Annotated in this window: 18 protein-coding genes; 12 read left to right on the plus strand and 6 right to left on the minus strand. The window is 67.3% G+C overall.

Annotation, left to right across the window (positions count from 1 at the left end):
* Positions 1–13 precede the first annotated feature (13 nt).
* From L593_RS09845 to L593_RS09855, 3 genes are all read right to left on the minus strand, one after another.
* The gene (locus tag L593_RS09845; RefSeq protein WP_020446815.1) at positions 14–1903 is read right to left on the minus strand and encodes a helicase C-terminal domain-containing protein; all 1890 of its coding nucleotides are present in this window, start codon (positions 1901–1903) and stop codon (positions 14–16) included.
* Positions 1904–2424: 521 nt separating this feature from the next.
* Positions 2425–3528, minus strand: coding sequence for a molybdopterin-dependent oxidoreductase (locus L593_RS09850; RefSeq protein WP_020446816.1), 1104 nt, complete (start codon positions 3526–3528; stop codon positions 2425–2427).
* Between the two features lie 90 nt (positions 3529–3618).
* Positions 3619–4248 carry a hypothetical protein gene (locus tag L593_RS09855; RefSeq protein WP_020446817.1) on the minus strand — a complete coding sequence of 210 codons (630 nt, stop codon included), beginning with the start codon at positions 4246–4248 and terminating at the stop codon, positions 3619–3621.
* Between the two features lie 154 nt (positions 4249–4402).
* Here L593_RS09855 and L593_RS09860 point away from each other — a divergent pair, with 154 nt between their 5' ends.
* From L593_RS09860 to L593_RS15365, 4 genes are all read left to right on the plus strand, one after another.
* A complete protein-coding gene (locus L593_RS09860; RefSeq protein ID WP_020446818.1) occupies positions 4403–5548 on the plus strand; it encodes an enolase C-terminal domain-like protein in 1146 nt (381 codons plus the stop codon).
* 106 nt (positions 5549–5654) lie between these two features.
* A complete protein-coding gene (locus tag L593_RS09865) occupies positions 5655–6626 on the plus strand; it encodes an aldo/keto reductase (protein WP_020446819.1) in 972 nt (323 codons plus the stop codon).
* Between the two features lie 250 nt (positions 6627–6876).
* A complete protein-coding gene (locus tag L593_RS09870; protein WP_020446820.1) occupies positions 6877–7494 on the plus strand; it encodes a class I SAM-dependent methyltransferase in 618 nt (205 codons plus the stop codon).
* 234 nt (positions 7495–7728) lie between these two features.
* Complete coding sequence (locus L593_RS15365) at positions 7729–10125, plus strand: PQQ-binding-like beta-propeller repeat protein (protein ID WP_081638694.1); 2397 nt, start codon at positions 7729–7731, stop codon at positions 10123–10125.
* 92 nt (positions 10126–10217) lie between these two features.
* Here L593_RS15365 and L593_RS16415 read toward each other — a convergent pair whose 3' ends face one another.
* Both L593_RS16415 and L593_RS09880 read right to left on the minus strand, forming a co-directional pair.
* Positions 10218–10352, minus strand: a complete 135-nt coding sequence (locus L593_RS16415; RefSeq protein WP_255347050.1) for a hypothetical protein — start codon at positions 10350–10352, stop codon at positions 10218–10220.
* 119 nt (positions 10353–10471) lie between these two features.
* Positions 10472–11332: a sulfurtransferase gene (locus tag L593_RS09880; protein ID WP_020446822.1), complete on the minus strand. Its 861-nt coding sequence runs from the start codon at positions 11330–11332 to the stop codon at positions 10472–10474.
* 263 nt (positions 11333–11595) lie between these two features.
* On the opposite strand from L593_RS09880, the gene L593_RS09885 reads away from it, so the two are divergent.
* Entirely contained in the window at positions 11596–12447 is an 852-nt protein-coding gene (locus L593_RS09885) for a sulfurtransferase (protein WP_020446823.1), read from the plus strand.
* A gap of 342 nt (positions 12448–12789) precedes the next feature.
* Here the strand turns inward: L593_RS09885 and L593_RS09890 are convergent, their stop codons facing one another.
* On the minus strand, positions 12790–14817 hold the full coding sequence (locus tag L593_RS09890; protein WP_020446824.1) for a DEAD/DEAH box helicase: 2028 nt from the start codon (positions 14815–14817) through the stop codon (positions 12790–12792).
* Positions 14818–15116: 299 nt separating this feature from the next.
* On the opposite strand from L593_RS09890, the gene hemB reads away from it, so the two are divergent.
* From hemB to L593_RS09925, 7 genes are all read left to right on the plus strand, one after another.
* Positions 15117–16106 (plus strand): porphobilinogen synthase, encoded by a 990-nt coding sequence (gene hemB, locus L593_RS09895; protein ID WP_020446825.1) that lies wholly within the window; start codon positions 15117–15119, stop codon positions 16104–16106.
* A 114-nt stretch (positions 16107–16220) separates the two neighbouring features.
* Complete coding sequence (locus L593_RS09900; RefSeq protein WP_020446826.1) at positions 16221–17024, plus strand: DUF4129 domain-containing protein; 804 nt, start codon at positions 16221–16223, stop codon at positions 17022–17024.
* Positions 17024–17575 carry a hypothetical protein gene (locus L593_RS16035; protein ID WP_020446827.1) on the plus strand — a complete coding sequence of 184 codons (552 nt, stop codon included), beginning with the start codon at positions 17024–17026 and terminating at the stop codon, positions 17573–17575. Before L593_RS09900 ends, L593_RS16035 begins: the two co-directional genes overlap by 1 nt.
* Complete coding sequence (locus L593_RS09910; RefSeq protein WP_020446828.1) at positions 17572–18963, plus strand: DUF58 domain-containing protein; 1392 nt, start codon at positions 17572–17574, stop codon at positions 18961–18963. The genes L593_RS16035 and L593_RS09910 overlap by 4 nt, the downstream gene beginning before the upstream one ends.
* Positions 18960–19451: a hypothetical protein gene (locus tag L593_RS09915; RefSeq protein ID WP_020446829.1), complete on the plus strand. Its 492-nt coding sequence runs from the start codon at positions 18960–18962 to the stop codon at positions 19449–19451. The genes L593_RS09910 and L593_RS09915 overlap by 4 nt, the downstream gene beginning before the upstream one ends.
* A 508-nt stretch (positions 19452–19959) precedes the next feature.
* A complete protein-coding gene (locus L593_RS09920) occupies positions 19960–21648 on the plus strand; it encodes an ammonium transporter (protein WP_020446830.1) in 1689 nt (562 codons plus the stop codon).
* Between the two features lie 149 nt (positions 21649–21797).
* Positions 21798–23087: a TIGR00300 family protein gene (locus tag L593_RS09925; protein ID WP_020446831.1), complete on the plus strand. Its 1290-nt coding sequence runs from the start codon at positions 21798–21800 to the stop codon at positions 23085–23087.
* Positions 23088–23189 lie beyond the last annotated feature (102 nt).

A 23189-nucleotide genomic window follows, 5' to 3' on the forward strand; every position in this document is an offset into this window, starting at 1 on the left:
AATCCGTCGCTCGTTAGCCGTCGCCCCAGACGTCGCCCAGCGGCGAACCCTTCGCGCTCCGTGAGTCGTCGCCGTCGTCGTCGCTGGAGTCGGTCTGGCCAGTGTCGGCGGTGGCGGCATCCGCTGCACCGTCCGTACTGCTTCCAGCAGCGCTGCCAGAACCGGACTTCGTCGACGCGTTCGCGGTGGCGGTCCCGGCGTCGCGACCGTCGCTGGTGCCAGTCGCGTCGCCGCCGGCAGCGACCGCGGCCGCACTGCCACTCGCCTCGACGGGGAGCCCCGGAATGTCGGGTGCTCGCATCTCGTCGACCTGCTCGCGGAACCAGTCCGGCATGACGGATCCCGCTCGTTCGAACACGTCGAGGAGCGCGTCGTCGGCGACGTAGGTCGCGCCGTAGTCGTCGGGCGAGCGGACGACCCGGCCACAGCCCTGGATGACGGTGCGGAGCGTCGTGCGGTAGTACCACGCCCAGCGGTCCTGTTCGAGCCGGTGGGCGACGCGGGCGTCGCCGGCGTTCGGAAACGGCGCCTTGCAGAGCACCTGCCAGCGCGCGAGATCGCCCTCGAGGTCCAGGGCCTCCTCCATCTTGACCGAGAGGAGGACGCCGGGGCCATCGGATCGCTTCCAGGCCACGAGCGTGCCGTCGCGGTCCTCGCTGTCGTGGGTCCAGAGCCTGGCGTCCTTGCCGCGGTCCCTGAGCAACTCCGCGAGGCGGTCCTGGATCGCGTAGGAATGGCAGTGCACCAGCCCCTTCTCGTCGTCGTGTTCGTCCATCAGGCGAGCGATCGTCTCGGCCATCCGCGGGAGCGTCGCGTCGCGGTGCTCGGTGGTCATCCGGCCGCAGGTCACGTCGTAGAGCCGGCGGTGCTCTAGCGGGAAGGTGTGGGGCAGGTCGACCATTGCGACGTTCGCGGGGTCGAGCCCGACTTGCCGGCAGAAGGCCTCCTTGTCGAGAATTGTTGCGGAGAGGAGCGCGAAGCGGTTCGCCCGGTCCCAGACGGTGTGGTGGAGGTACCGCTCCGGTTCGAGGGGCTTGATCGTGATCGCGCGGTTCTCGGCCTGGTCGATCAGCCACTCCGTCGCGCTGTCGGTGTCGCGGTAGTCCTCGCGGAACCACTGGAGGTCGCCGATGCGCTCCTGGAGGCGGTCGCGCTCGGCGACCTCGCTGGCGGAGAGTTCCGCCTGCCCGAGCAGGGCGTCCTTGCGGTGCTCGCACGCGGCGATGGCCGTCTCGGCGAAGTGGAACGCGGCCTCGACGGGGCCGGCGTCCTGCTCGTCCAGGTTCGGGACGGAGAGGTCGTCCCAGACCGGCACCGTATACGGCCCCAGGTCGATCGTCGCGTACATCTCCGCCCACTCCGCGAGCCCGTGGGCCTCGTCGATGACGCAGACGTCGCGCTTGCGGAACACCTCGGAGCCGGCGGTCTGCATGAAGTACGCGAGCGTCATCGCCGCGATCTGGCGGTTGGCCGCGAGGTTCCGGCTCGCGAAGTACGGACAGCGATCCTTCACCGAGCAGTCGTAGCCCGCCTTTCGGGCGCAGGGCGCCTGGTCGACCGGGGTGTCGCGCTCCTCCGGGAGGATGCAGTCGTAGTTCGACTTCCCGCGGATGATCGCGAAGTCCTCCAGCAGGTCGTCGTCGCTCACGTCGTCGAGCTGGGAGACCTGCGGCGTCGTGTAGTAGGACCCGACCGCTTCGGAGGCGTGGTCGGTGTCGTCGTGGGTCTTGGCCGTTCCGCAGATCGCTCGCGCGAGGAGTGACTTGCCGCTCCCCGTCGGCGCGCGCACGAGCACCACGTCGTTGCCGTCGTCGAACGCCGCTGCGATCCGATCCAGGGCGTCTTCCTGGTGACCGCGGTAGGAGGGCGCGGGGAACTCGTCGTGAATCCGCTCTGTGTGCACTGGAAGAGTGCTCGGCTGGGTGCCTGCTAAAGATGTCGTTCGAACTCGTGTTCGGGTTGGTGATCTGGCAGGATTGGTTCGTGAAGCAGTGTGATTACTACGACCGCAACAGCCGGCTTGGAAGCCCCCTGCCGCTCGACCAGCCGCGGCTCGCTGTGCTCCTCGCCTCGCTCGCTGACGCTCGCTCGGCTGCGGTACTTGCGTCGCCGGGGCTGGGTCGAGCGGTCGGCCCCTTCCAATCCCACCCGGAGCCGGTTTCCCGAGTGCGAAATGCGTGGGGATCCCCCTGCGTAGCCGGGGATCGACCGCCGACGCCAGCGACCCGACGATCCACCGGAAGCGAAAACCTATCGGGACCCGAAACGGGCGGGACTGGAAGGGGCCGACCGCTCGTCGTGTTCTAACGACGTAAGCACGGCCGAGTGAAACGAGGCCGCGCGCAGCGAGTGAGAACCGACGAGCGGGAGGGGGCTTCCACCTGCTGCTGCAGTGCAGTATCCTCCACTCCAGCACCAGATACCTCAATCGAATCCGCTGATCAAGGTCACCAGCCACTGCGCGGGATCGCTCCGTTTTCGCACGTCGACCCGAACCACCCACTTCACCCACTGGAACCCGCGCCGACCGGGAGCGACCAGTCGAATCGGCGCGCCGTGGCCGTGGCTCAACCGCTCGCCGCCGACGTGGGTCGCGAGTAGCGCGTCCCGGGCTTCCTCGATCGGAAGCGACCAGCGATAGCCCGTCACGGAGACGAAGCGGACGTACTCTGCCCCGCTCGCCGGACCGACCTCCTCTAGCAGGTCACCGACGCGAATCCCACGCCAGTCCTGCACGGTGTACCAGCCGCTGGTGCAGTCGAGCAGGGCTTCGATTTCGGCGTCGGAGTCCACGTCGCTGTATTCCAGCGTGAGCTCCGAGTCCACCGCCCCGCGCACGTCGAGGGTCCACGAATCGCGGTCGATCGGATCCGGATCGTCCGCGACCCAGGAGGTCAGCGGGAAGGCGTCGTTACCCTCTCCCTTCCTGACTTGCGATCCCGTAAATCGCCGATCCTCACCCGGCGTGCCGAGCAGGCGATTCGCGAACTCCTGTCCGCGGTAGGCCACCGCCCCGCCGACGAACAGGGCCGAGTACTGCAGCGTGGTCCGGCGGCGATCGAGGTCCTGCGGACGCGGCAGCCGAAACCGCGAGGTGAGGTGAGCGATCAGCAGCGGCACCAGCAGGAGGCCGAAGGCGACGTGGATCGAGAGCAGCGTCCAGTACGAGATGCGGACGTCCGATCCGCCGACCCAAACGATCCCAGTCGCGAGCGCGCCGATCGCTGCGATCGCGGTGAGCACCGAGAGCGCCATCGAGCGCAGCCATCGATCCGGATCCGTCAGCCGATCCCGGACTCTCGCGAGTTTGAACGCGAGAAAGACGGCGAACGTCAGGCCAGCGATCCGATGCGCCCAGAAGAGCCACCAGCCGGAATGGTCCGCGACGGTGAATGAGTAGAGCCCGGAGACCGTCTCGAAGACGACGATCGCGAACAGCGTCCAGTCGACGAGGCGTGGCGGCGGCTGGACTGCCTCCCAGGCACGACGGAGTGGGCTGAGGAGGGGGTCCAGCCGCGTGCGATCCATGCGCACGAATTGGTCACGAGGAGCAAGAAGCGTTGGGACCGGCGAACCACGGTCCGTCCGCTGGCGGTGCCGGATCGCGAGCGAGCCGGCTCAGCAGACCGGCTTCGGGTCGACGCCGAGGTCCTCGAGCGTCGAGACGTGCGCCTCGTAGGCGATCTGGACGGCCTCCAGCGCCGCCGCCTGGGCGGTGTCCCAGTCGTCGTCGCTGTCACAGATTACGTCGAGGAGTTCCATCGCGCGACCTTCCTGCTCGTCGAGGTCGCCGCGAAGGTCGCGGAACACGGAGGCGGTCTGGGGGTCCGCGTTGCCGACGAAGTAGCCGACGTACTGGGACTTCTGCTCGTCGGCGACGAGGACGCGGCCGAGGAATGCGCCGGCGCGGGCTGCCGTGCCCTCGATGCCCGTGAGGTGATCGGCGAGTTCGTCGCCGTCGGCGCTGGCCTCGTAGTCGTCCAGTTCCGCGAGGATCGTTTCGACGTGTGAGTCCTCCTCCTCGGCCGTCGCCTCGAAGGCTGCCCGCGCGTCCTCGTCGCTCTCGTCCTCGGCCCAGGCCGCGAAGCAGTCGGCAGCGGCCCGGTCGGCGTCCGCTGCCGCGGCGAGCACCGCCTCGGACTCCATCTCGCCCGCTGTCGCGGCGTAGAGCGACTTCGAGGAGCCCAGCCGCGAGAGTTCGGTCGCCTTCTGCTCCTGGACGGCGTCGCGGACGTCGGTGGCTTCCATGGCGGGACGAACGGCCTCGCGTCGCTTGTACCCATCGGGATCCGGGCCGAATCCAAGTGGGCCCGAAGGCCTCGCCTGCTCGGTGAACCACCCCGAATCCAGCGAACGCTTCCCGTGCGCGAGGATTCTTCCGGCCGGCGGGGAACCAGGGCGTATGGAGATTCGAAACGCCGACGTCGTCTTGACGAACCCCGGCCGGAACTACGTGGTCGTGCGCCTCGAAACGGCGGACGGCCTGGTGGGCTGGGGCGACGCGACGCTCAACGGTCGTGAGAAAGCGGTCGAAGCCGCCCTGGAGGAGCACCTCTTCCCCGAACTCGAGGGCCGGGACGCCCACCGAGCCGAGGACGTCTGGCAGTCGCTCTATCGGGGTACCTACTGGCGCGGGGGCCCGGTCCTGCAGTCGGCGCTCTCCGGCGTCGACATGGCGCTCTGGGACCTCAAGGGCAAGGCCGCCGGCCTGCCGGTCCACGACCTCCTCGGCGGGCGGACCCGCGAGTACGCCACCGTCTACGACCACTGCGGCGACGATTCGATCGACGCGATCGTCGAGAACGCCGAGGCGTCACTCGATCGTGGCATCGACCACTTCCGGGTGAACGTCGGCGATCCGATGGGCGATTACCTGGACCTCGACGGCGTCGTGGACGGCGTCCTCGAGGTCCGCGATCGCCTCGGCCCGGACCCCGAACTCATCGTCGACGTCCACAGCCGCGCCTCGCCCAGGGAGGCCCGCCAGATCGCACGGGGCCTCGAACCCGCGGAGCTCTTCTTCCTCGAGGATCCGCTCGCGCCCGAACACGACGCCGAGTACGGGGCCCTTCGAAACGCGACCACGACGCCGATCGCGTACGGCGAACTCGCGACCGATCCCTTCGCGCTGCAGCCGCTGATCGAGGACGGCGCCATCGACTTCGTCCGCGTCGACCTCGCGCACGTCGGCGGGATCACGGCGGCCCGCAAACTCGCCACCGTCGCGGAAGGCAACGGCACAAAGACGGCGTTCCACGGCCCACCGGACCTCTCGCCGATCGGCCAGGCCGCGACGGTCCACCTCGACCTCGCGCTCCCGAACTTCGGCGTCCAGGAACTCACGGACTACGAGGAGCGCTACGGCGACGCCGTCGGCGAGGTGTTTGCGGGCGGCGCGAACTTCGACCCGTCGGTCGGCGGCCTCGACGTCCCCGACGAACCGGGGCTGGGAATCGACGTCGACCTCGACGCCGCCGCGTCCTTCGAGTACGAGCGATCGCACCTGCCGAAACGGCGCGCCGAGGACGGGAGCGTCGCCGACTGGTGACGGCAGCTCCGACGCTACGCTCCAGCAACCCGCAACATCGAGGGTCGAAAACGGCAATCCCGAGGGTCTGAGAAACGCTTACCCGGCTGCCAGAGCACTCCGGCCTATGGAGTATACCACTCTCGGCTCGACAGGCATGGAGGTCTCGAAGATCTGTCTGGGCTGCATGAGTTTCGGCAGCGAGGAGCCCTGGATGCTCGACGAGGACGAGTCCCGCAAGATCATCGAGCGGGCGATCGACCTCGGCGTGAACTTCTTCGACACCGCGAACGCCTACTCCGACGGCGAGAGCGAGGAGATCCTCGGCGACGTCCTCGCGGACTACGACCGCGACGAGCAGGTCATCGCGACGAAGGTCCGCTTCCCCGTCGGCGACGACGGGCCGAACGCGAGCGGGCTCTCCCGGAAGACGATCGAGCAGGCCGTCGCCGCGAGCAAGGAGCGTCTCGGCATCGACACCATCGACCTGTACCAGACCCACCGCGTCGATCCGGACACGCCGCCGGAGACCACGCTCCGCGCGCTGGACGACCTCGTGGAGCGCGGCGACGTCCGCCACGTCGGCACCTCCTCGATGTTCGCCCACGAACTCGCCGAGCGCCTGCGCGCCAGCGAGCGCGAGGATCTCGTCTCCTTCGAGACGATGCAGAACCACTACCACCTCGCCTATCGGGAGGAGGAACGGGACATGCTGCCCCTCTGTGACCGCAACGACGTGGGCGTCATCCCGTGGGGCCCGCTCGGCCAGGGCTTCCTCACCCGCCCCGTGTCGGAGCTCGAGGAGACCGCCCGTGGCGACCCCGAGAACTTCCACAACCCCACCGACGAGTACGAGCGCGGCGGCGGCCGCGAGATCAACGCCCGCCTCGAGGAACTCGCCGCGGACAAGGGCGTGACGATGGCCCAGATCGCGCTCGCCTGGCAGTTCCAGAACGAGTACGTGGACGCGCCGATCGTCGGCACGACGAGCGTCGAACACCTCGAGGACGCCGTCGAGGCGCTGGAGATCGACCTCTCGGACTCGGACGTCGAGTACCTCGAGGAGCCCTACGAGCCCCAGCCGATCGTCGGGATCTGAATTGCGACGCAACCACAGCAAGACGGCCGGATCAACGCTCCACCGGCCCTGGCGGACTGAAAGGGCGAGGGCGGGTCCGGGAATCACGGCGACGTAAGCACTGCAGCGACCGCAGGGAGCGAAGCGCGCAGCGAGCCGCGCGACCGGAGCCGGCCGAGGGCTTTCGAGGCGGATGCTGTGGAGGTGGTCGCACTCATCTCAATACCACAATTCCGCGACCTTCTTGACGCTCACCACCCCAACCAGTTCCATGGACCCGGAAGACGTGCGCGAGGGCTGGGCCGAGCGCACCGGGAAGTACTCGCCCGCCTACTACGCCGAAATCGGGCCGAACGAGGTCAGCGAGACGCTCGTGCAGGTCCTCGGCCACTACGCCACCGACGACGCGCGGATCCTCGAGGTCGGCTGTGGCTCCGGCCGGCACCTCGAACACCTCCGGAACCACGGCTTTGCGAATCTCACTGGGATCGACATCAACGACGAGTCCTTCGAGGTGATGGCCGAGCAGTACCCGCGGCTGGCCGAAACGGGAACCTTCCTCACCGGCGAGATGGAGACCCTCCTTCCGGAGTTCGACGACGATTCCTTCGACGTCGTCTACACCGTCGAGGCGCTCCAGCACGTGCCCCCAGAGGACGCGTGGGTGTTCGACGAGTTTGAACGGCTCACGACGGACCTGCTCGTGACCGCGGAGAACGAGGGGAACAGTCCGGATCGCGGCCGCGGCGAGGAGGACGTCAGCATGGTAAACGACGACTTTCCGCTGTTTCACCGGGACTGGAAGGCCGTTTTTTCCGAGCGCGGGTTCGCGCAGTTGCTGCGGGAGCCTACTTCGAGGGATACGATTCGTGTGTTTCGAGTCGTGTGAGTGGCGGGACGATAGGCACAGAAACCACGTTCGAAGCTGGGCCGGTGCGATTCTGTGGTCTCAACGGGTGGTGACTTTTCAATCCCCAGACTTTTTCGCCCTCTACACACCCCAATGGCCACGCAATTGACATTATTGTCGTACAGGATATAGATCATTTTGCCTGCCGTGAAGAGAGAGCACGAGTGTCATTCACCCCACAAATTTTATTTAAAAAGAAATGTCCCATAACGTATGGCCGATACCACCGGTAGGTCGCTGGCTTCCACACGCAGAACGGTGCTGAAAACAGTTGGTGTGGCTGGACTTGCAGCCACATTGGGGAGTAAGAACGCAGTTGCACAAACTGATGGCAGGGAGAAATGGAGCTTCGAAACTGGCGACGAAATATATTCGTCCCCAGCAGTTGTAGATGGGACAGTCTACGTCGGAAGCAACGACGGCAACCTGTACGCCGTGGATGCCGATACGGGGGACGAACAATGGGCCTTCGAAATCGGCGATGGGGTGAGTGAATCGCCGACAGTGGTGGATGGCACAGTTTACGTCGGCGCCCAAGACAACAACGTCTATGCGGTGGACGCGGACGCAGGGGAAGAACAGTGGGCCTTCGAAACTGGCGATTGGGCGACCTCTCCTGCAGTGGTAGGTGGTACGGTCTTCGTCGGCAGCTTCGACAACAACCTGTACGCGCTGGATGCCGACACAGGGGACGAACAGTGGACCTTCGAAACCGGCGATGCGGTGCTTTCATCGCCGGAAGTGGTAGACGAGACAGTCTACTTCGGCAGCCAAGATAACAACCTATACGCGGTGGATGCCCAAACAGGGGCACAGCAGTGGGCATTCGAAGCCAACCGCGGAGTTGTCGGCCAGGCAGTGGTGAATGGCACAGCCTTTGTCAGTAGTGTGGATGCCCTGTACGCGGTAGATGCCCAAACGGGGGGCGAGCAGTGGACCTTCGAACCCAGCAATTTCATTCTTGGTTCGCCGGCGGTAGCAGATGGCACAGTATTCGTTTGCGTCCAAGACGAGGGCGGCCTCTATGCAGTAGATGCCCAGACAGGAGACGAGCAGTGGTTCTTCGAACTCGGCCGTATACCCTTCGTAGTGGTATCGCCAGCTGTGGCAGATGGCACGGTGTACGTCGGATCAGGAGACGAGGGCAAGCTATACGCCGTGGACGCCGGGACAGGTGAAGAACGGTGGACCTTTGAGACACACCATCAGATAGGATCGTCGCCGACAGTGGTGGATGGTACAGTCTTCTTCGGCAGCAACGACCACAGCCTGTACGCACTGGATGCAGACGGTACGGGCTCCAGCGACGTTGGAGATACTGAGACGAGAGAAAATACAGGAGAGACCGAGGCCGGGGAAGAACGATGGGCATTCGAAACCGGTGGTTCCGTTGGTTCATCGCCGACGGTGGCAGATGGCAGACTCTTCGTCGGCAGCCGCGACCAGTATATGTACGCTGTGGATGCCCAGACCGGAGACGAACAATGGGCCTTCGAAACCGGCGATATGATTTATTCGTCGCCGACAGTAGCAGATGGCACAGTCTTCTTCGACAGTTACGACGACAACCTGTACGCGGTGGACGTCCAGACAGGGGGCGAACTGTGGGATTTCCAAACCCGCGGTACGGTTACGTCACCGTCAACAGTGGAGGAGGGCATGATCTTCTTCGGCAGTAGAGAGAACCTCTACGGCGTGGATGCTCAGACGGGGGACTATCAGTGGACCTTCGAAGCCGTTATTTCCTCTGCGCCGACAATAAGCGATGGTACAGTTTTCGCCAGCAGTGCAGACGACCACTTGTACGCGGTGGACGCCCAGACGGGAGACGAAATCTGGGCCTTCCAAACCGGCGGTTACGTCGATTCATCGCCGGCAGTGGCAGATGGCACGGTCTTCGTCGGCAGCGACGACGGAAACCTGTACGCGCTGGATGCCGACACAGGGGACGAACAGTGGACCTTCGAAACCGGCGATGTGATTGGGTCGGACCCGACAGTGATTGATGGCACGGTCTTCGTCGGCAGCCGCGACAGCAATCTTTACGCGTTGGATGCCCAGACGGGGGACGAACTGTGGGCCTTCGAAACCGGTGATTTCGTTGACTCATCGCCGGCAGTAGCGGATGGCACCGTCTTCGTCGGTAGTAAGGACCACAACCTGTACGCAGTGGATGCCCAAACGGGGGACGAACTGTGGGCCTTCGAAACCGGCGATTCGATCGAATCGTCGCCGACAGTGGCGGATGGCAAGGTTTTCGTCGGCAGCAACGACAGCCACCTATACGCAGTGGACGCAGGCATTGCTGACTTAAGTGAGACGGGGGAAGACAACACCGGCGATACCGAGACGGGCGGAAACAGCACTGGAGATACCGAGACGGGCGGAAACAGCACTGGAGATGCCGAGACGGGCGGAAACAGCACTGGAGATACCGAGACGGGCGGAAACAGCACTGGAGATACCGAGACGGGCGGAAACAGCACTGGGGATGCCGAGACAGAAGATGGAAATTCAGTTCCCGGCTTTGGGATAGGGAGCGCGATATCTGCCATCGGAGCCACGGGGTATATGCTGAAACGCCGGCTTACAGACGACACAGAGGAGTGAAAGCTGCGACGAATCGATCACTGTCGCTTTAACATATCAGCCCTCGTTTCTCGACGGAATCCTGCTTTTGCGAACCGCTCGGGCCACCAAAATCAGTCGCGAACGTCGCGGATCGCCTCGACGGTATCGAGATCGAGGTCGCCAGCGATGCCGCGTAGCCGCTCACCGAGTGGAGCGTCGTCATCGCTGGCACTTCCCGCGAACTCGCCCACGTCTTTGGCGTACACGCCGTTGGCTATCAGAGAGCGGATGAGCAATAGATTCATTCTTCGTAGTCTGTCGACTGATCAAAGCGGTACGCGATCCTCGAAGAGAAAATCCGCAGCAGCCGAATGAAATCGCGGCCTTAGCTCCCCTTCTCGATCGGGGCGTCGACCAGGTTGCCCCACTCCGTCCAGGAGCCGTCGTAGTTCGTCACGTCCTCGTAGCCCAGCAGCTCCGAGAGCGCGAACCACGCCAGCGAGGAGCGCTCGCCGATGCGGCAGTAGGCGACGACCTCCTGGTCGTCCGTGATGCCCTCGGACTCGTAGAGCTCGAGCAGCTCGTCGTGGGGCAGGAAGCGACCGTCGTCCTGGACCGTGTCGGCCCAGGAGATGTTCTTCGCGCCGGGGACGTGGCCGCCGCGCTGGGCGGTCTCCTGCAGGCCCGGGGGCGCGAGGATCTCGCCGGAGAACTCCTCGGGGGAGCGGACGTCGACGAGGGGAATGTTCCGCTCGACGGCCTTCTCGACGTCGTCGCGGTAGGCGCGGATGCCCTCGAAGGGGCCGCGTGCGGTGTAGTCCTGCTCGGAGAAGTCCGGGACCTCGTCCGTGGTCGGGTAGTCGTTGTCGAGCCAATACTCGCGGCCGCCGTCGAGGATCTTGACGTCCCGGTGGCCGTAGTACTTGAACTGCCAGTAGGCGTAGGCGGCGAACCAGTTGTTGTTGTCCCCGTAGAGGACGACTGTGGAGTCCTCGGAGATGCCGTGGCTACCGAGAAGGTCCTCGAAGTCCGCCTTCTCGAGGATGTCGCGCTGGGTCTGGTCCTGGAGCTGCGTCTCCCAGTTGAACCCGATGGCGCCGGGCGCGTGGGCCTCGTCGTAGGCCTCGGTGTCCACGTCGACCTCGACCAGGCGCAGGCCGGGGTCGTCGCTCTCGAACTCGCTGAGTCGCTCCTCCGCCCAGTCGGGCGAGACGAGCACGTCGTTGGCGTAGGTGTCGTCGACCATACACAGCCTCATACGATGTCCGTTCCTAAAGGCCCACCTCCGTCGGACAAAGCCGCCACTCGTCGGTTTCACCGGAGGGTGTTGCCGGGAAATGTGTGGTGGTCGTCAACACGACGACGCGTGCATACGGCCGCTATGGGCAGTCTCCGTGGGGATTCGAGCGGCACCGAGAATCATCGAGGCCGCACTCGGCAAGATTATCCGGTACCGAGGACCGGTGCGGTTTCGGGGCACTCATTTCGGCGGCCGACCAAGCGAGACCAATGACCGATCTCGTCGTCTCGATCGACTGGCTGGCCGAGCGTATCCTCGACGAGGAGGGTGCGCCAGCTGAGGACCCGCCCGTCCGCGTCGTCGACGTTCGCGACGCCTGGGAGTACGACGGCATGGGCCACCTCCCGACGGCGATCAACGTCCAGTTCGACGCCTTCCGGAGCGAGGACGGCCTCGACGACGGTGACGAAGTCGGGCATCTCCCCGGCGCCGAGGCGTTCGCGGACCTCCTCGGCGAGCACGGCCTCACCCGCGAGGACACCATCATCGCCTACGACGACACCAACGGCGTCTTCGCCGCCCGCTTCCTCGTCACTGCGCTCGTCTACGGCTTCGAGGACGTCCACCTGCTCGACGGCGACCTGAGCGCGTGGCGCCAGCAGTACCCGATCAGTAACGAGGGAGTCGACCTCCCGACGACCGACGTCGAACCGGTCCGCGTCGAGGGCGAGGACTCGCCGCTCGTCGACGCTGACGACGTGCGAGCAGCGATCGATGGTGGCGCTGGCCCCGAACCCGACGCCAACTCCGTCCTCCTCGATACCCGCGACCAGTTCGAGTTCGACGAGGGCCACATCCCCGGCGCCGTCCGGTTCGACTGGCAGGAGGCCGTCGATGCCGAGACCCGGGGCGTCAAATCCCGCGAGACGCTGGAGGAGCTCTTCGCCGAGCGCGGCGTCACCCCGGACAAGCGCGTACTGCTCTACTGCAACACCGCCCGCCGCCTGAGCCACACCTACGTCGTCCTCCGCTGGCTCGGCTTCGAGGACGTCGGCATTTACGAGGGCAGCCTCACCGAGTGGCGCGAGATCGGTGGCGAACTCGTCAGCAGCGAGGAGTGATTCCATGCGGAGTCGTCGGCGCTCACCGCGCGGTTTGGAATCCAATTCTGTCGGTTCGCGTCGGCTTCGATCACCCCAGCATCGGGGCCGTTTCGACCGTCAGACGACCGTGTGTCGACTGTCTGACGCCGAAATTTTCCCGACGCCGTCCGTGATTTTCACTTTCACCGCGCTCGGCCAACGGTTAATGTACCCACTCCCATACGATCTGTTGCTGTCACACGCTGGCCACTCCCGTGGCACTCCCCACTTTCGTACGAACGCCGGTCGCGGCTTGGGGGCCGCAACCGGCTTTCGTCTCTCTCGGAGTTCCCTTCGAGAAGCCGACGCTCCACTCGACGGTTACCCGGTTCGCTCCGCGAGCCGCTCCCGGGTATCCCGGATCCGTTCCGTCGCGTCGCTGTCGACGTGCTCGGCCAGGGACTCCGTCGCGGCGAGCAGCCACTCCGCGCGCTCGGCGTACCGCCGGACGTCGCCCGGACCGACGTTGTAGCCGTCGACGAGCTGATCGAGCGGGACGCCGTCGGCGTAGTCCGCGAGCAGGCGGGCGGTCTTGAGCACCGATAGCCAGGCGTGGAAGTCGCCCTCGAAGTCCCCGATCGGGCGAGCGAGTTCGTCGGCGTGGCGCATCGCGACCTCGCTGAGGCGGCCGGCCTCGGCCTGCCCGACGTACCGGGTCGGCATCTCCGCAGTGTCACAGACGATCTCGCAGACGGTGAGCGGGGTGATCCGCTCCAGGTCGTCTGCTCGTTCGAGAGCCTCGACGACGGTCGCGCCCGTGGCCGGATCGACGTAGACGCGAGAGACGAGCGCGCCGAGTTCGGTGGCCTCCAGCCGTTCCTCGTCCGCGTCCCCAGCCCCGTCGTCCACGAGCATCCCGGCGTCGATCAGCCGGTCGATGGCGTCGGCGGCCGTGGCCTGGAGCGATGGGCCGCCACCGCAGTGGGCGCAGAACGTCTCGGCGAGCAGGTCGGCAAGCTGCGCCCGGGAGTCCGCCACGCCGCCGGCGACGGAGGCGAGCACGTGCGGCCGGAGCGATTCGGGATCGTCGAGCTTCGAGGTGACCGGCGCGGGTTCGGCTTCGAGGTAGCGCTCGCGGAGTTCGTCTCGCTCGGACGCGTCCTCCGCGACGAGGATCGCCTCGCCGTATGGGTCGAGGCCGGGCCGCCCCGCGCGTCCGAACATCTGGCGTACTTCCAGCGGCGAGAGCGGCTCGTATCCCGACTCGCCGTACCGTTCGTGATCGCGGACGATCACCCGCCGTGCGGGTACGTTCACGCCTGCGGCGAGCGTCGGCGTGGCACAGAGTACCCGGAGGTCGCCGTCGCGGAAGCCCGCCTCGACCAGGCTCCGGTGCTCTGCGGTGAGGCCAGCGTGGTGGAAGGCGATCCCCGATTCCGCGACGTCGGCGAGCGCCTCGCCGGTGACCGTCGTCGCGCTGTCCCGGAGTACGGCGGCGGTCGTCGTTTCGTCGCTGGCCTGCTCCTCGGGTTCTCGGTCTGCATCGATTGCCGTCCCGCCGTCTGCGACGCTTCCATCGGCGCCGGGATCCGTTGCGCCGTTGCCGATTTCCAGTGCTCCGGCGAGCGTCGAGGCGAGCTGCCTGGCCTCCCGACGGGAGCTGACGAAGACGAGACACTGTCCGCCGGCATTCAGGGCGTCCTGCACGATCGCGCCCGTCGCCGAGAGGTCGCCGGGCTCGATCGGGCGCTCTTGGGTCTCGACGCCGTCGCCGAGAACGAGGGTTTCGTCGGCGTAGATGCCGGTCCGGAGTTCGACGGGCCGCCACTCGCTGCGGACGACGGCGGCGTCGAGCCAGTCGGCGATCTCGTCGGCGTTCGGGACGGTCGCGGAGAGTGCAACGAGCTGGACGGCGGGGTTGAGCCGGCGCAGCTTCGCGATCGTCACTTCGAGCGTCGGACCTCTGCCTTCCTGGTCGAGGACGTGCACCTCGTCGAGGACCGCGCAGGCGATCCGATCGACCCACGCCGCCTCGTGGCGGATCGCCGCGTCGACCTTCTCGGCGGTCGCGACGACCACGTCGTGGCCCGCGAGTTCCTCGTCCGTCGCGTCGAAGTCGCCCGTCGCGACGCCGACGCTGAGTCCCGGAATCGCGTCGAAGGTCTCGGCCTTCTCCGTCGCGAGGGCACGGAGTGGGACCACGTAGACGGCGGGGCCGTCGGCCGTGAGTGCTGCGAGCTGGGCGATCATCGTCTTCCCGCTCGCCGTCGGGACGGCGGCGACGACGGACTCGCCGTCGCAGATTCCCGCTTCGACGGCCGCCGCCTGCGGCGGGTAGAGCTCCTCGATCCCCTGCCCTTCGAAGTGAGCAACGTGGTCCGCGGCGAGGGGCAGGTCGGCGACGTGCATTGGGAGTACGTCAGGCCGCCATCCTACGTAAACGTTCGTCGGAACGGGCACTGCAAGGGCGGAGGTGAACGACGGAAAGCGACAGCATCGTTCTCGAAAGCCCTCGGCGGGCTCGCGCACGCTCAGCCGGATATCCTCAGTCGCTTCGCTCCTTCGGATAGGGCCGGCTGAGACGCACGCGACTCCGCCTCGCCCTTTCAGTCCGCCAGGTGCGGTGGTTTGACGATCCCACTGTCTCGGTTGTCGTCGCGGTAGCTGCGACCGGTGGAGTTTTTCGCTCCCACGCCCCAGTTTCGGCCATGCACCCGACAGAGCGGCCCCGTCGGCTCCGTCGCGACGGCCTCCGCGAGCTGGTCGCCGAGACGGCCCTCGACGCGTCGGACATGGTCGCGCCGGTGTTCGTCGACGCGACCGCCGATGAGCGGGTCCCCATAGAGTCGATGCCCGGGCACGAGCGCGTGCCGATCGCCGAGGCAGTCCCGCGGGTCGAGGAGGTCCTCGAGACCGGCGTCGAGGCGGTGATGCTGTTCGGGATTCCGGAGTCGAAGGACGCGGAGGGGAGCCGGGCCTGGGCCGAGGACGGCGTGATCCAGCGCGCGACGCGGGCGATCACGCGCGAAACCGACGCGACGGTGATCACCGACGTCTGCCTCTGTGAGTACACCGATCACGGGCACTGCGGCGTGCTCGAATCTGGAGCAGGCGAACCGGATGGGGAAGCAGACCTTACCGTCGCGAACGATCCGACGCTCGACCTGCTCGGGAAGATCGCGACCTCCCACGCCGAGGCGGGCGCCGACGTGGTCGCGCCCTCCGGGATGATCGACGGGATGGTCGGCGCCATCCGAGAGGCCCTCGACGCCGACGGCCACGACTCGGTCCCGATCCTCTCCTACGCCGCGAAGTACGAGTCGGCCTTCTACGGGCCGTTCCGGGACGCCGCCGACGGCGCGCCCGCCTTCGGCGACCGCCGGCACTACCAGATGGATCCGGCCAACGGCGAGGAGGCCGAGCGGGAGGTCCGCCTCGACGTTGAACAGGGCGCCGATATCCTGATGGTCAAGCCTGCGCTGCCGTACCTCGACGTGGTCCGCCGCGTCGACGAGGAGTTCGACCGCCCGGTGGCGGCGTATAACGTTTCCGGGGAGTACGCGATGCTCCACGCGGCCGCCGATCGCGGCTGGCTCGACCTCGAGGACGTGGCGGCGGAGTCACTCCTCTCGATCAAGCGTGCGGGCGCGGACCTGATCGTGACCTACTTCGCCGAGGACGTGGCGCGGCGGCTCTGAACACGCTGTCCTGCTGGCCGGCACGTGTACCAATCTTGCGTGGATTGTTCGCATCATTCCGGTCACCCATCTCCGATGAAAACGATTATTCGCCACCCACCAGTAGCGACGCCCGTGGACCGACGCGCCCTCCGCTCTGCAGCGGTCGCGATCACGGCTGTGCTGGCCTTCGTACTTGCCGCCGCGGCGTTCGGCCCGACCGTCCCCGACGCGAAACCCGCCGACGGCGGTTCGCTCCCGGACGATCCGGAGGATCCCAACGCTGGCGCTTCCGGGGGCGGTGTCGAAAGCGCTGACGGCGGTCCTTCCGTGGACTGTCCGGGCTGTTCCGTCCTCGACCTCCGCTCGCACGTCGCCACGCTGCTTCCCACGGGCGATCCGCGGCTCCTGCTCGGCGTCCTCGGCATCGCAGTCCTCGGTCTCACCGCCGTCGGGCTCCGATCCGGCGAACGAGACCGGAGCGAGGACGTGGTGGCGACCGGTGACGACGTGCCCGGTATCCGTCACACCGCTCGATCGGCGGGCAGGGCCGATCGATCGCTCGACGCGCCGCCGGTCAACGACGTCTATCGCGCCTGGCGCGAACTGGCCGACGGCGTCGATCTACACGACGTCGATTCGACCTCTCCGCGCCAGGTCGCCCGGCGAGCGATCGGGGCCGGGTACCCCGCCGACGCCGTCGCGTCGCTGACGGAACTGTTCGAGTGCGTCCGCTACGGGGACGCGTCGGCGACGCCCGAACGTGAGCGCCGTGCGAGGGCAGCCGCAGATCGGATCGACGCGGCTGAGCCCGACGAGCAAGGGCAGGCGGAATCGACGGAGCAGGTGCCGCCGGAATCGAAGGATCAGACGCCGGCGGGATCGACGAGCGACGCAACCGCAACGACCCGGTCTCGTTCGAACGGCGGTGATCGATAGTGCGCCGACTCATGCTCGCGATCGGCAGTGCCTCGACGGCCGCGGGCGCGACGTTGGTGCTCACACCGATGTCCGCTCCGGTCGCACCGCCGGTCGTCCCCGCTCTCGGACTCGTCGTCGTGCTCGGACTCGCACTGGGCGGACTCGGTGCCGTCCGTCGGGCGCGGGAACGCCCGGCAGCGACGTCGCTGGCCGATACTCGCGATCGAACCGCCGTCGACGCGCCCGGGGATGCGTTCGATCGCACGCTCGCGTCGATCTCCGCCCGAGTCGACGAGGAAGAGCGCGCCCCGGTCCGAGACCGGCTGGCGGCCACTGCGGTCCAGGTCGTCGCGGACGCCGAGGACTGCTCGCGGGAGACCGCTCGAAGGCGCATCGATCGAGGCACCTGGACGGACGACCGGGCGGCAGTCGCGTTCTTCGCAGACTCGGTCGAGCACGCGCCCTCGCTCCGCGAACGGGTTCGACGCGTCCTCGCCGGCGAACCGACGTTCGCGGTCCGTGCCCGCCGCGTAATCGACGAGTTGGCCGACCGGGAGCGAGAGCCGTGAACGGGGAGCAGTTCGAGCCTGGGGTCGAGCGCACGGATCGCTGGCGTGGCATCGGCGTAGCGACGGTCGTCGCGGCGAAGCTGGGCCTTCTGACTCGCCAGCCGCCACTGTTGCTCGTCGGTGGCGTAGGTGTGGCACTGCTCGCGTACGCCCGGCTCGTCGCGCCCCCGCCAGCGACGCTCGCGGTGCGACGGACGATCGACGACGCGGACGACTGTGCGACCGATGGGGGCAACGTCACGTGCGAAGTAGACGACGGCGAGCCGGTACCGGCGTCTGGCGGGGATGGATCCGATCGTCGCACTGGTCCCGCAGGCGCTGACGCCCGAACGCACCGCAGCGTCACGCTCACTGTCGAGAACGTCGGCGATCGGACGCTGCCCCACGTTCGCCTCGTGGATGCACTCCCGGCGGGCATCGAGGTTGTCGACGGAACCCCTGGCATTGGCACGACCCTCCGTCCAGGCGACGTTGCGACCACGACCTACACCGTCGCGGTTCGATCCGGCACGCACGCCTTCGAACGGCCGTTCGCCGTGGTTCGAGACGTGGCCGGCGTCGTCGAGCGACGGGCGCGGCTCCCCGTCGACGACGGACGGACCGTCGAAGCCGACGCCACGACGCGGCTCCGCGAGTCGCCGCCGCTCCGGACGCGCTCGGCGCGGTTCGCCGGCGACCACCCGACAGACGACCGTGGCGAGGGAATCGCCTTCGAGAGCGTCCGCGAGTACCGCCACGGTGACGCGCCGAGCCGGGTCGACTGGGGCCGATTCGCCCGCACCGGCGAACTCGCGACGGTCGACTACCGCCAGGATCGCGGTGCGTCAGTCGTCGTCGCCGTCGACGCGCGCCCGGTCGCAGTCCGCGCACCGTCCTCCGATCGCCCGACTGCCGTCGAACGCGCGCTCGACGCCGCGAGTGCGATCGCCGACCGATTCGACGCCGACGGGCACCAGGTCGGCGTGGCGCGACTCGGTCCGGATCGACGGTGGATCGGCCCGGGCAGTGGCGCCGCGCACCGTCGCCAGATCGAGGCGCTGCTAGCCGAACGGCCCAGGAGCGTGACGTCGCCCGGCGCGGCAACGCCGTCGGGGAGCTCGACGGTCGCCTGGGTCCGCGAGCGGCTCGGGAGTCGCGCCGAACTGTTCCTCCTCTCGCCGCTCCTCGACGGTGACGCGGTCGAGCTAGCGACGCGACTCGACGCGACCGGGACGCCAGTGACGGTCGTGAGCCCGGATCCCACCGACGACGCCACTGCAGGCCGCGCGCTGGCGGGGATCGAACGCAGCCACCGCGTCGCCTCGCTCCGAGGTGCCGGGCTTCCAGTCGTCGACTGGCCGGCGGACCGACCGCTCGAGCGTGCGATCCCTCGGGAGGTGACGCGGTGACGGGACGACTCGCTGGCGCGTGCGCGACGCTCGCCAGTACGATCGCGCTCGTGCTCGTGGGAACCGGCACCTGGCCGACCCTGCTCGGCGGCGCGGGCCTGGCCCTGCTCCTGGGTGGGCTCGTCCGACGCCGGATCGGCGCGGTCACGCTCGGCTGTACCGGGTCGTTCGCCGCGCTTCTCTTCGCGACCGCGAGCGATCCCGGAACCGCCGGCGGACTCGGATCCTGGTCGGTCGTCGCCGCAGGTGGTGCGATCGTCCTGGCGTGGACGACTGGCCGGACGAGCGTGCAGCTTCGGACCGAACTCCCCCGAGCGAACACGACTCGGTTGGAAGCGACCCACGTCGCGGGGACGACGGTGCTCCTCGGAGCGGCTTGCTCGATCGCGCTCCTTCCAGGGGTTATCACGATCTACCCCTCCCCGCTCGGCCTCGTGCTCGTGGCCTTCGGTGCGATCGTGCTGAGTGCTGGGCTGTTCGTCGACTGACTGGCAGACTCCTGTGGCCGCCGTCGACCTCCTCCGTGGCGATCGCACCGGAACCGTCCCGTACTGTCGCAAGGTCGTCACACGACTGGGGCGGCAGTAGTGCCCAGTCGTCGAACGGTCGGGTCACCACTCGACGACGCGTTCACCGATCGGCGGCAATTCCTGCCGCGCGCTCGATCGCTGGGACGGAGATTCGGTGCAATTGTTGCCAGATGGGCAATCTCTAGGAACGTTCCCACTCGACGAACGGCCGCTTCTCGGGCGGTCTGGGCGTCGATTCGTGGACGCTCAACTACCTAATACGCCCTAGAAGAACTATGATCTCCGACGGCCGTCTGCATAGGACGATATTATTGGACAAATAACAACGCTAAGTCTTATATCCGTATGGATCAAGCAGACTATTCGTGATGCGCAATACGAACGATCACGAATTAGGTGAAATTGAGTACGATTGGAGGTTTGCGGGCTGCAGTACCGGGCGGGCCGAAACCGAGGTGACGTCCGTATGGTAGGCGCGATGCCGCTGCAGATCGGCGCCGAGACCGCGGGTGCGATCAACTACACCTGGATCCTCGTCGTCTCCTTCCTGATCTTCTTCATGCACGCCGGCTTCGCGATGCTCGAGGCCGGGCAGGTCCGCTCGAAGAACGTCGCGAACCAGCTCACGAAGAACCTGCTGACCTGGTCAGTCGGCGTGCTGGCCTTCCTGCTCGTCGGAGCGGGGCTCGCACCACTGGTGGGCGACCTCGTCGGCTCGACCGGCGGCTGGTCGTTCACGCCGAACAATTCGCCGGCGTCCTGGGGAACCGGCTGGTTCTACGGGGCCGTCTTCGCCATGACCGCGGCGACGATCGTCTCCGGGGCCGTGGCCGGCCGCGCGAAGCTTCGCGCGTACGTCACGTACACCATCGCGCTGGCAGCCGTGATCTACCCGGTCGTCCTCGCGTTCACCTGGTCCGGCTACTGGGTCAACGAGTTCCTCGGCACGTTCTTCCAGGACTTCGCGGGCGGCATGATCGTCCACGGCATGGGCGGTATCGCCGGCCTCACCGCGGCCTGGGTACTCGGTCCGCGCATGGATCGGTACAACGAGGACGGCAGCGTCAACGTCATTCCCGGTCACTCGCTGACCTTCGCCGTGCTCGGCACGCTCCTGCTGGCCTTCGGCTGGTACGGCTTCAACGTCGGCACGGCATCGGTCGTGGTTCAGGAGGGCGGGGAATGGGTGCTCAACGGTGACACGCTCGGCCGCGTCGTCCTCACGACCACCGTCGCGATGGCGATGGGCGCCATCGGCGCAGGCTCGGTCGCCTGGGCGAAGACGGGCAAGGTCGACACGCTCTACGTCGCCAACGGCCTGCTGGCCGGCCTCGTCGGCATCACGGCCATCCCGAACGTCGCGACGTGGTGGGGCGCGTTCGTCGTCGGCGGCCTCGCCGGCGCTCAGCTGCCCCTCGTCTTCGGCTTCGTCGAGAAGACGCTCAAGATCGACGACGTCTGTGCGGTCTTCCCGGTCCACGGCTCCGCCGGCGTGCTCGGCACGCTGCTGTACCCCTTCGTCGCGACCGACGCGGCGCTGGGCGGCACCAGCATCGCCGACGCCTTCGTCGCGCAGTTCCTCGGCGTCGCGATGATCACGGTCTGGACGGTCGCAGCGACCGCGGCGGTCTGGGGCGGTCTCAAGGCCATCGGACAGGCTCGCGTCACGCCCGCCCACGAACGGGAGGGCCTCGACGTCGCCGAACACGGCGTCGACACCTACCCCGAGTTCGGCAAGCCCGACGTCGCCACGGACGGGGGCGCTCCCGTTCCCGAAGAACAGCTCCGCACCGACGGCGGTTCCTTCGCCACCGACATCGAGATGGTCATGGCGGTCGTCCGCCCGGACAAGCTGGGCGACGTCAAGAAGGCGCTCGCCGAAGTCGGCGCACCGTCGCTCACGGTAACGAACGTCTCCGGCCGCGGCTCCCAGCCCGCGAAGAAGGGCCAGTGGCGCGGCGAGGAGTACACGGTCGACCTCCACCAGAAGGTCAAGATCGAGTGCATCGTCTCCGACGTTCCCGCCGAGGACGTCGTCGACGCGATCCGCGACGGCGCCAACACTGGCGAACCCGGCGACGGGAAGGTCTTCGTCCTCCCCGTGACGCAGGCGACCCAGATCCGCACCGGCGCGACCGGTCCCGAAGCGGTCTGAAACCGGTCGCTGCGGAGCATCGTATCCGACGCACTGCGGCCCTCATTTCGCCGCACAATTTTCTCCCGATTATCGTTCCGCCAGCGACGGCACAGAGCCGACCCACACTGCCCCCAATCCTGAAGCCGTCACTCTCCGACGCTAGTAGCATGCCCAGCCGCACGGTCGAGCTCGAGGGTCACATCATCGACTCCGGGACGATGGAGCGGTGTTTCACGCTCGTCATGGACCTCGGTGGCCACTTCGAGGTCGAGGCGTTCGACATCGGTCGCCACGAGGACGAGGAGTCCTACTGCCGCATGGAGGTCGAAGCCGACACCGAGTCCGACCTCCGCGAGATCCTCCACGAACTCAACAAGAACGGCGCCTACCTCTCCGACCCCAGCGACGTGACGGTCGAGCCCGCGCCGGCGGACGGCGTCGTGCCGCCGGAGTTCTACTCGACGACGAACCACCCGACGGAGATCCGCTGGGAGGGAGCGTGGATCGACGTCGAGTACCCGGAGATGGACTGTGCCGTGGTGGTCGAGGACGGCGAGTCTTCCGATGGACCGCGCGCCGAAACCCGCGTCCTCAACGGCGTCGAAGAAGGCGATCTCGTCGTCGTGGGTGACGCCGGCATCCGCGTCGATCCGCCCGAGCGGCCCCGCGGATCCGGCGGCGCCTTCGGCTTCATGCAGGGCGGCGTCTCCTCCGAGCGGCCCTCCGAATCCCTGATCGGGGAGGTCGCCGACGCCCTCGAGGAGGTCCAGGAGCAGGGCGGGGACGTCCTCGCCGTCTGTGGCCCCGCAGTGATCCACTCCGGCGGCGCGGACGACCTCGCTGCGCTCGTCCGGGAGGGGTACGTCGACGCGCTCTCGGCGGGCAACGGCTTCGCCGTTCACGACGTCGAGCGGGACATCTACGGCACCTCCCTCGGGATGGACGTCGAGACGATGGAACACCCCCGCGAGGGGCACAAACACCACATCTACGCGATCTCGGAGATCTCCCGGCGCGGCGGCCTCGAACCCGCCGTCGAGGCGGGCGTCGTCGAGTCCGGCGTGATGTACCAGTGCATCGACAAGGACGTGGACTACGTGCTCGCGGGCTCGATCCGCGACGACGGTCCCCTGCCCGACACGATCACCGACGCCATCGAGGCCCAGAACGCGATCCGCGAGCAGGCCCGCGAGGCCGACCTCGTGCTCATGCTCTCCACGCTGCTGCACTCCGTCGCCGTCGGGAACTGCCTCCCGTCGACGACGAAGGTCGTCTGCGTGGACATCAACCCGGCGACGGTCACGCAATTGCTCGATCGGGGCAGCGCGCAGGCGATCGGACTCGTGACCGACGTCGGCGCCTTTCTCCCGATGCTCGCCGATGCGGTGCTCGGCGAGGCCGCGCCGAAGGATGGGTGCGGCAACGATCGTGGCTGTGGAGGTAGCGGAACGAAGTGAGCGAAGGCGGTTTTCAACAGCATTCGCGAGCTCCGCAGGCGCGAGCGATTCCCCCGAGCCGAGCGAAGCGAGGCTCGGCTTTTTTTTGGTCCAGATTTTTTC

It is taken from the genome of Salinarchaeum sp. Harcht-Bsk1, assembly GCF_000403645.1.
Lineage (GTDB): Archaea > Halobacteriota > Halobacteria > Halobacteriales > Salinarchaeaceae > Salinarchaeum.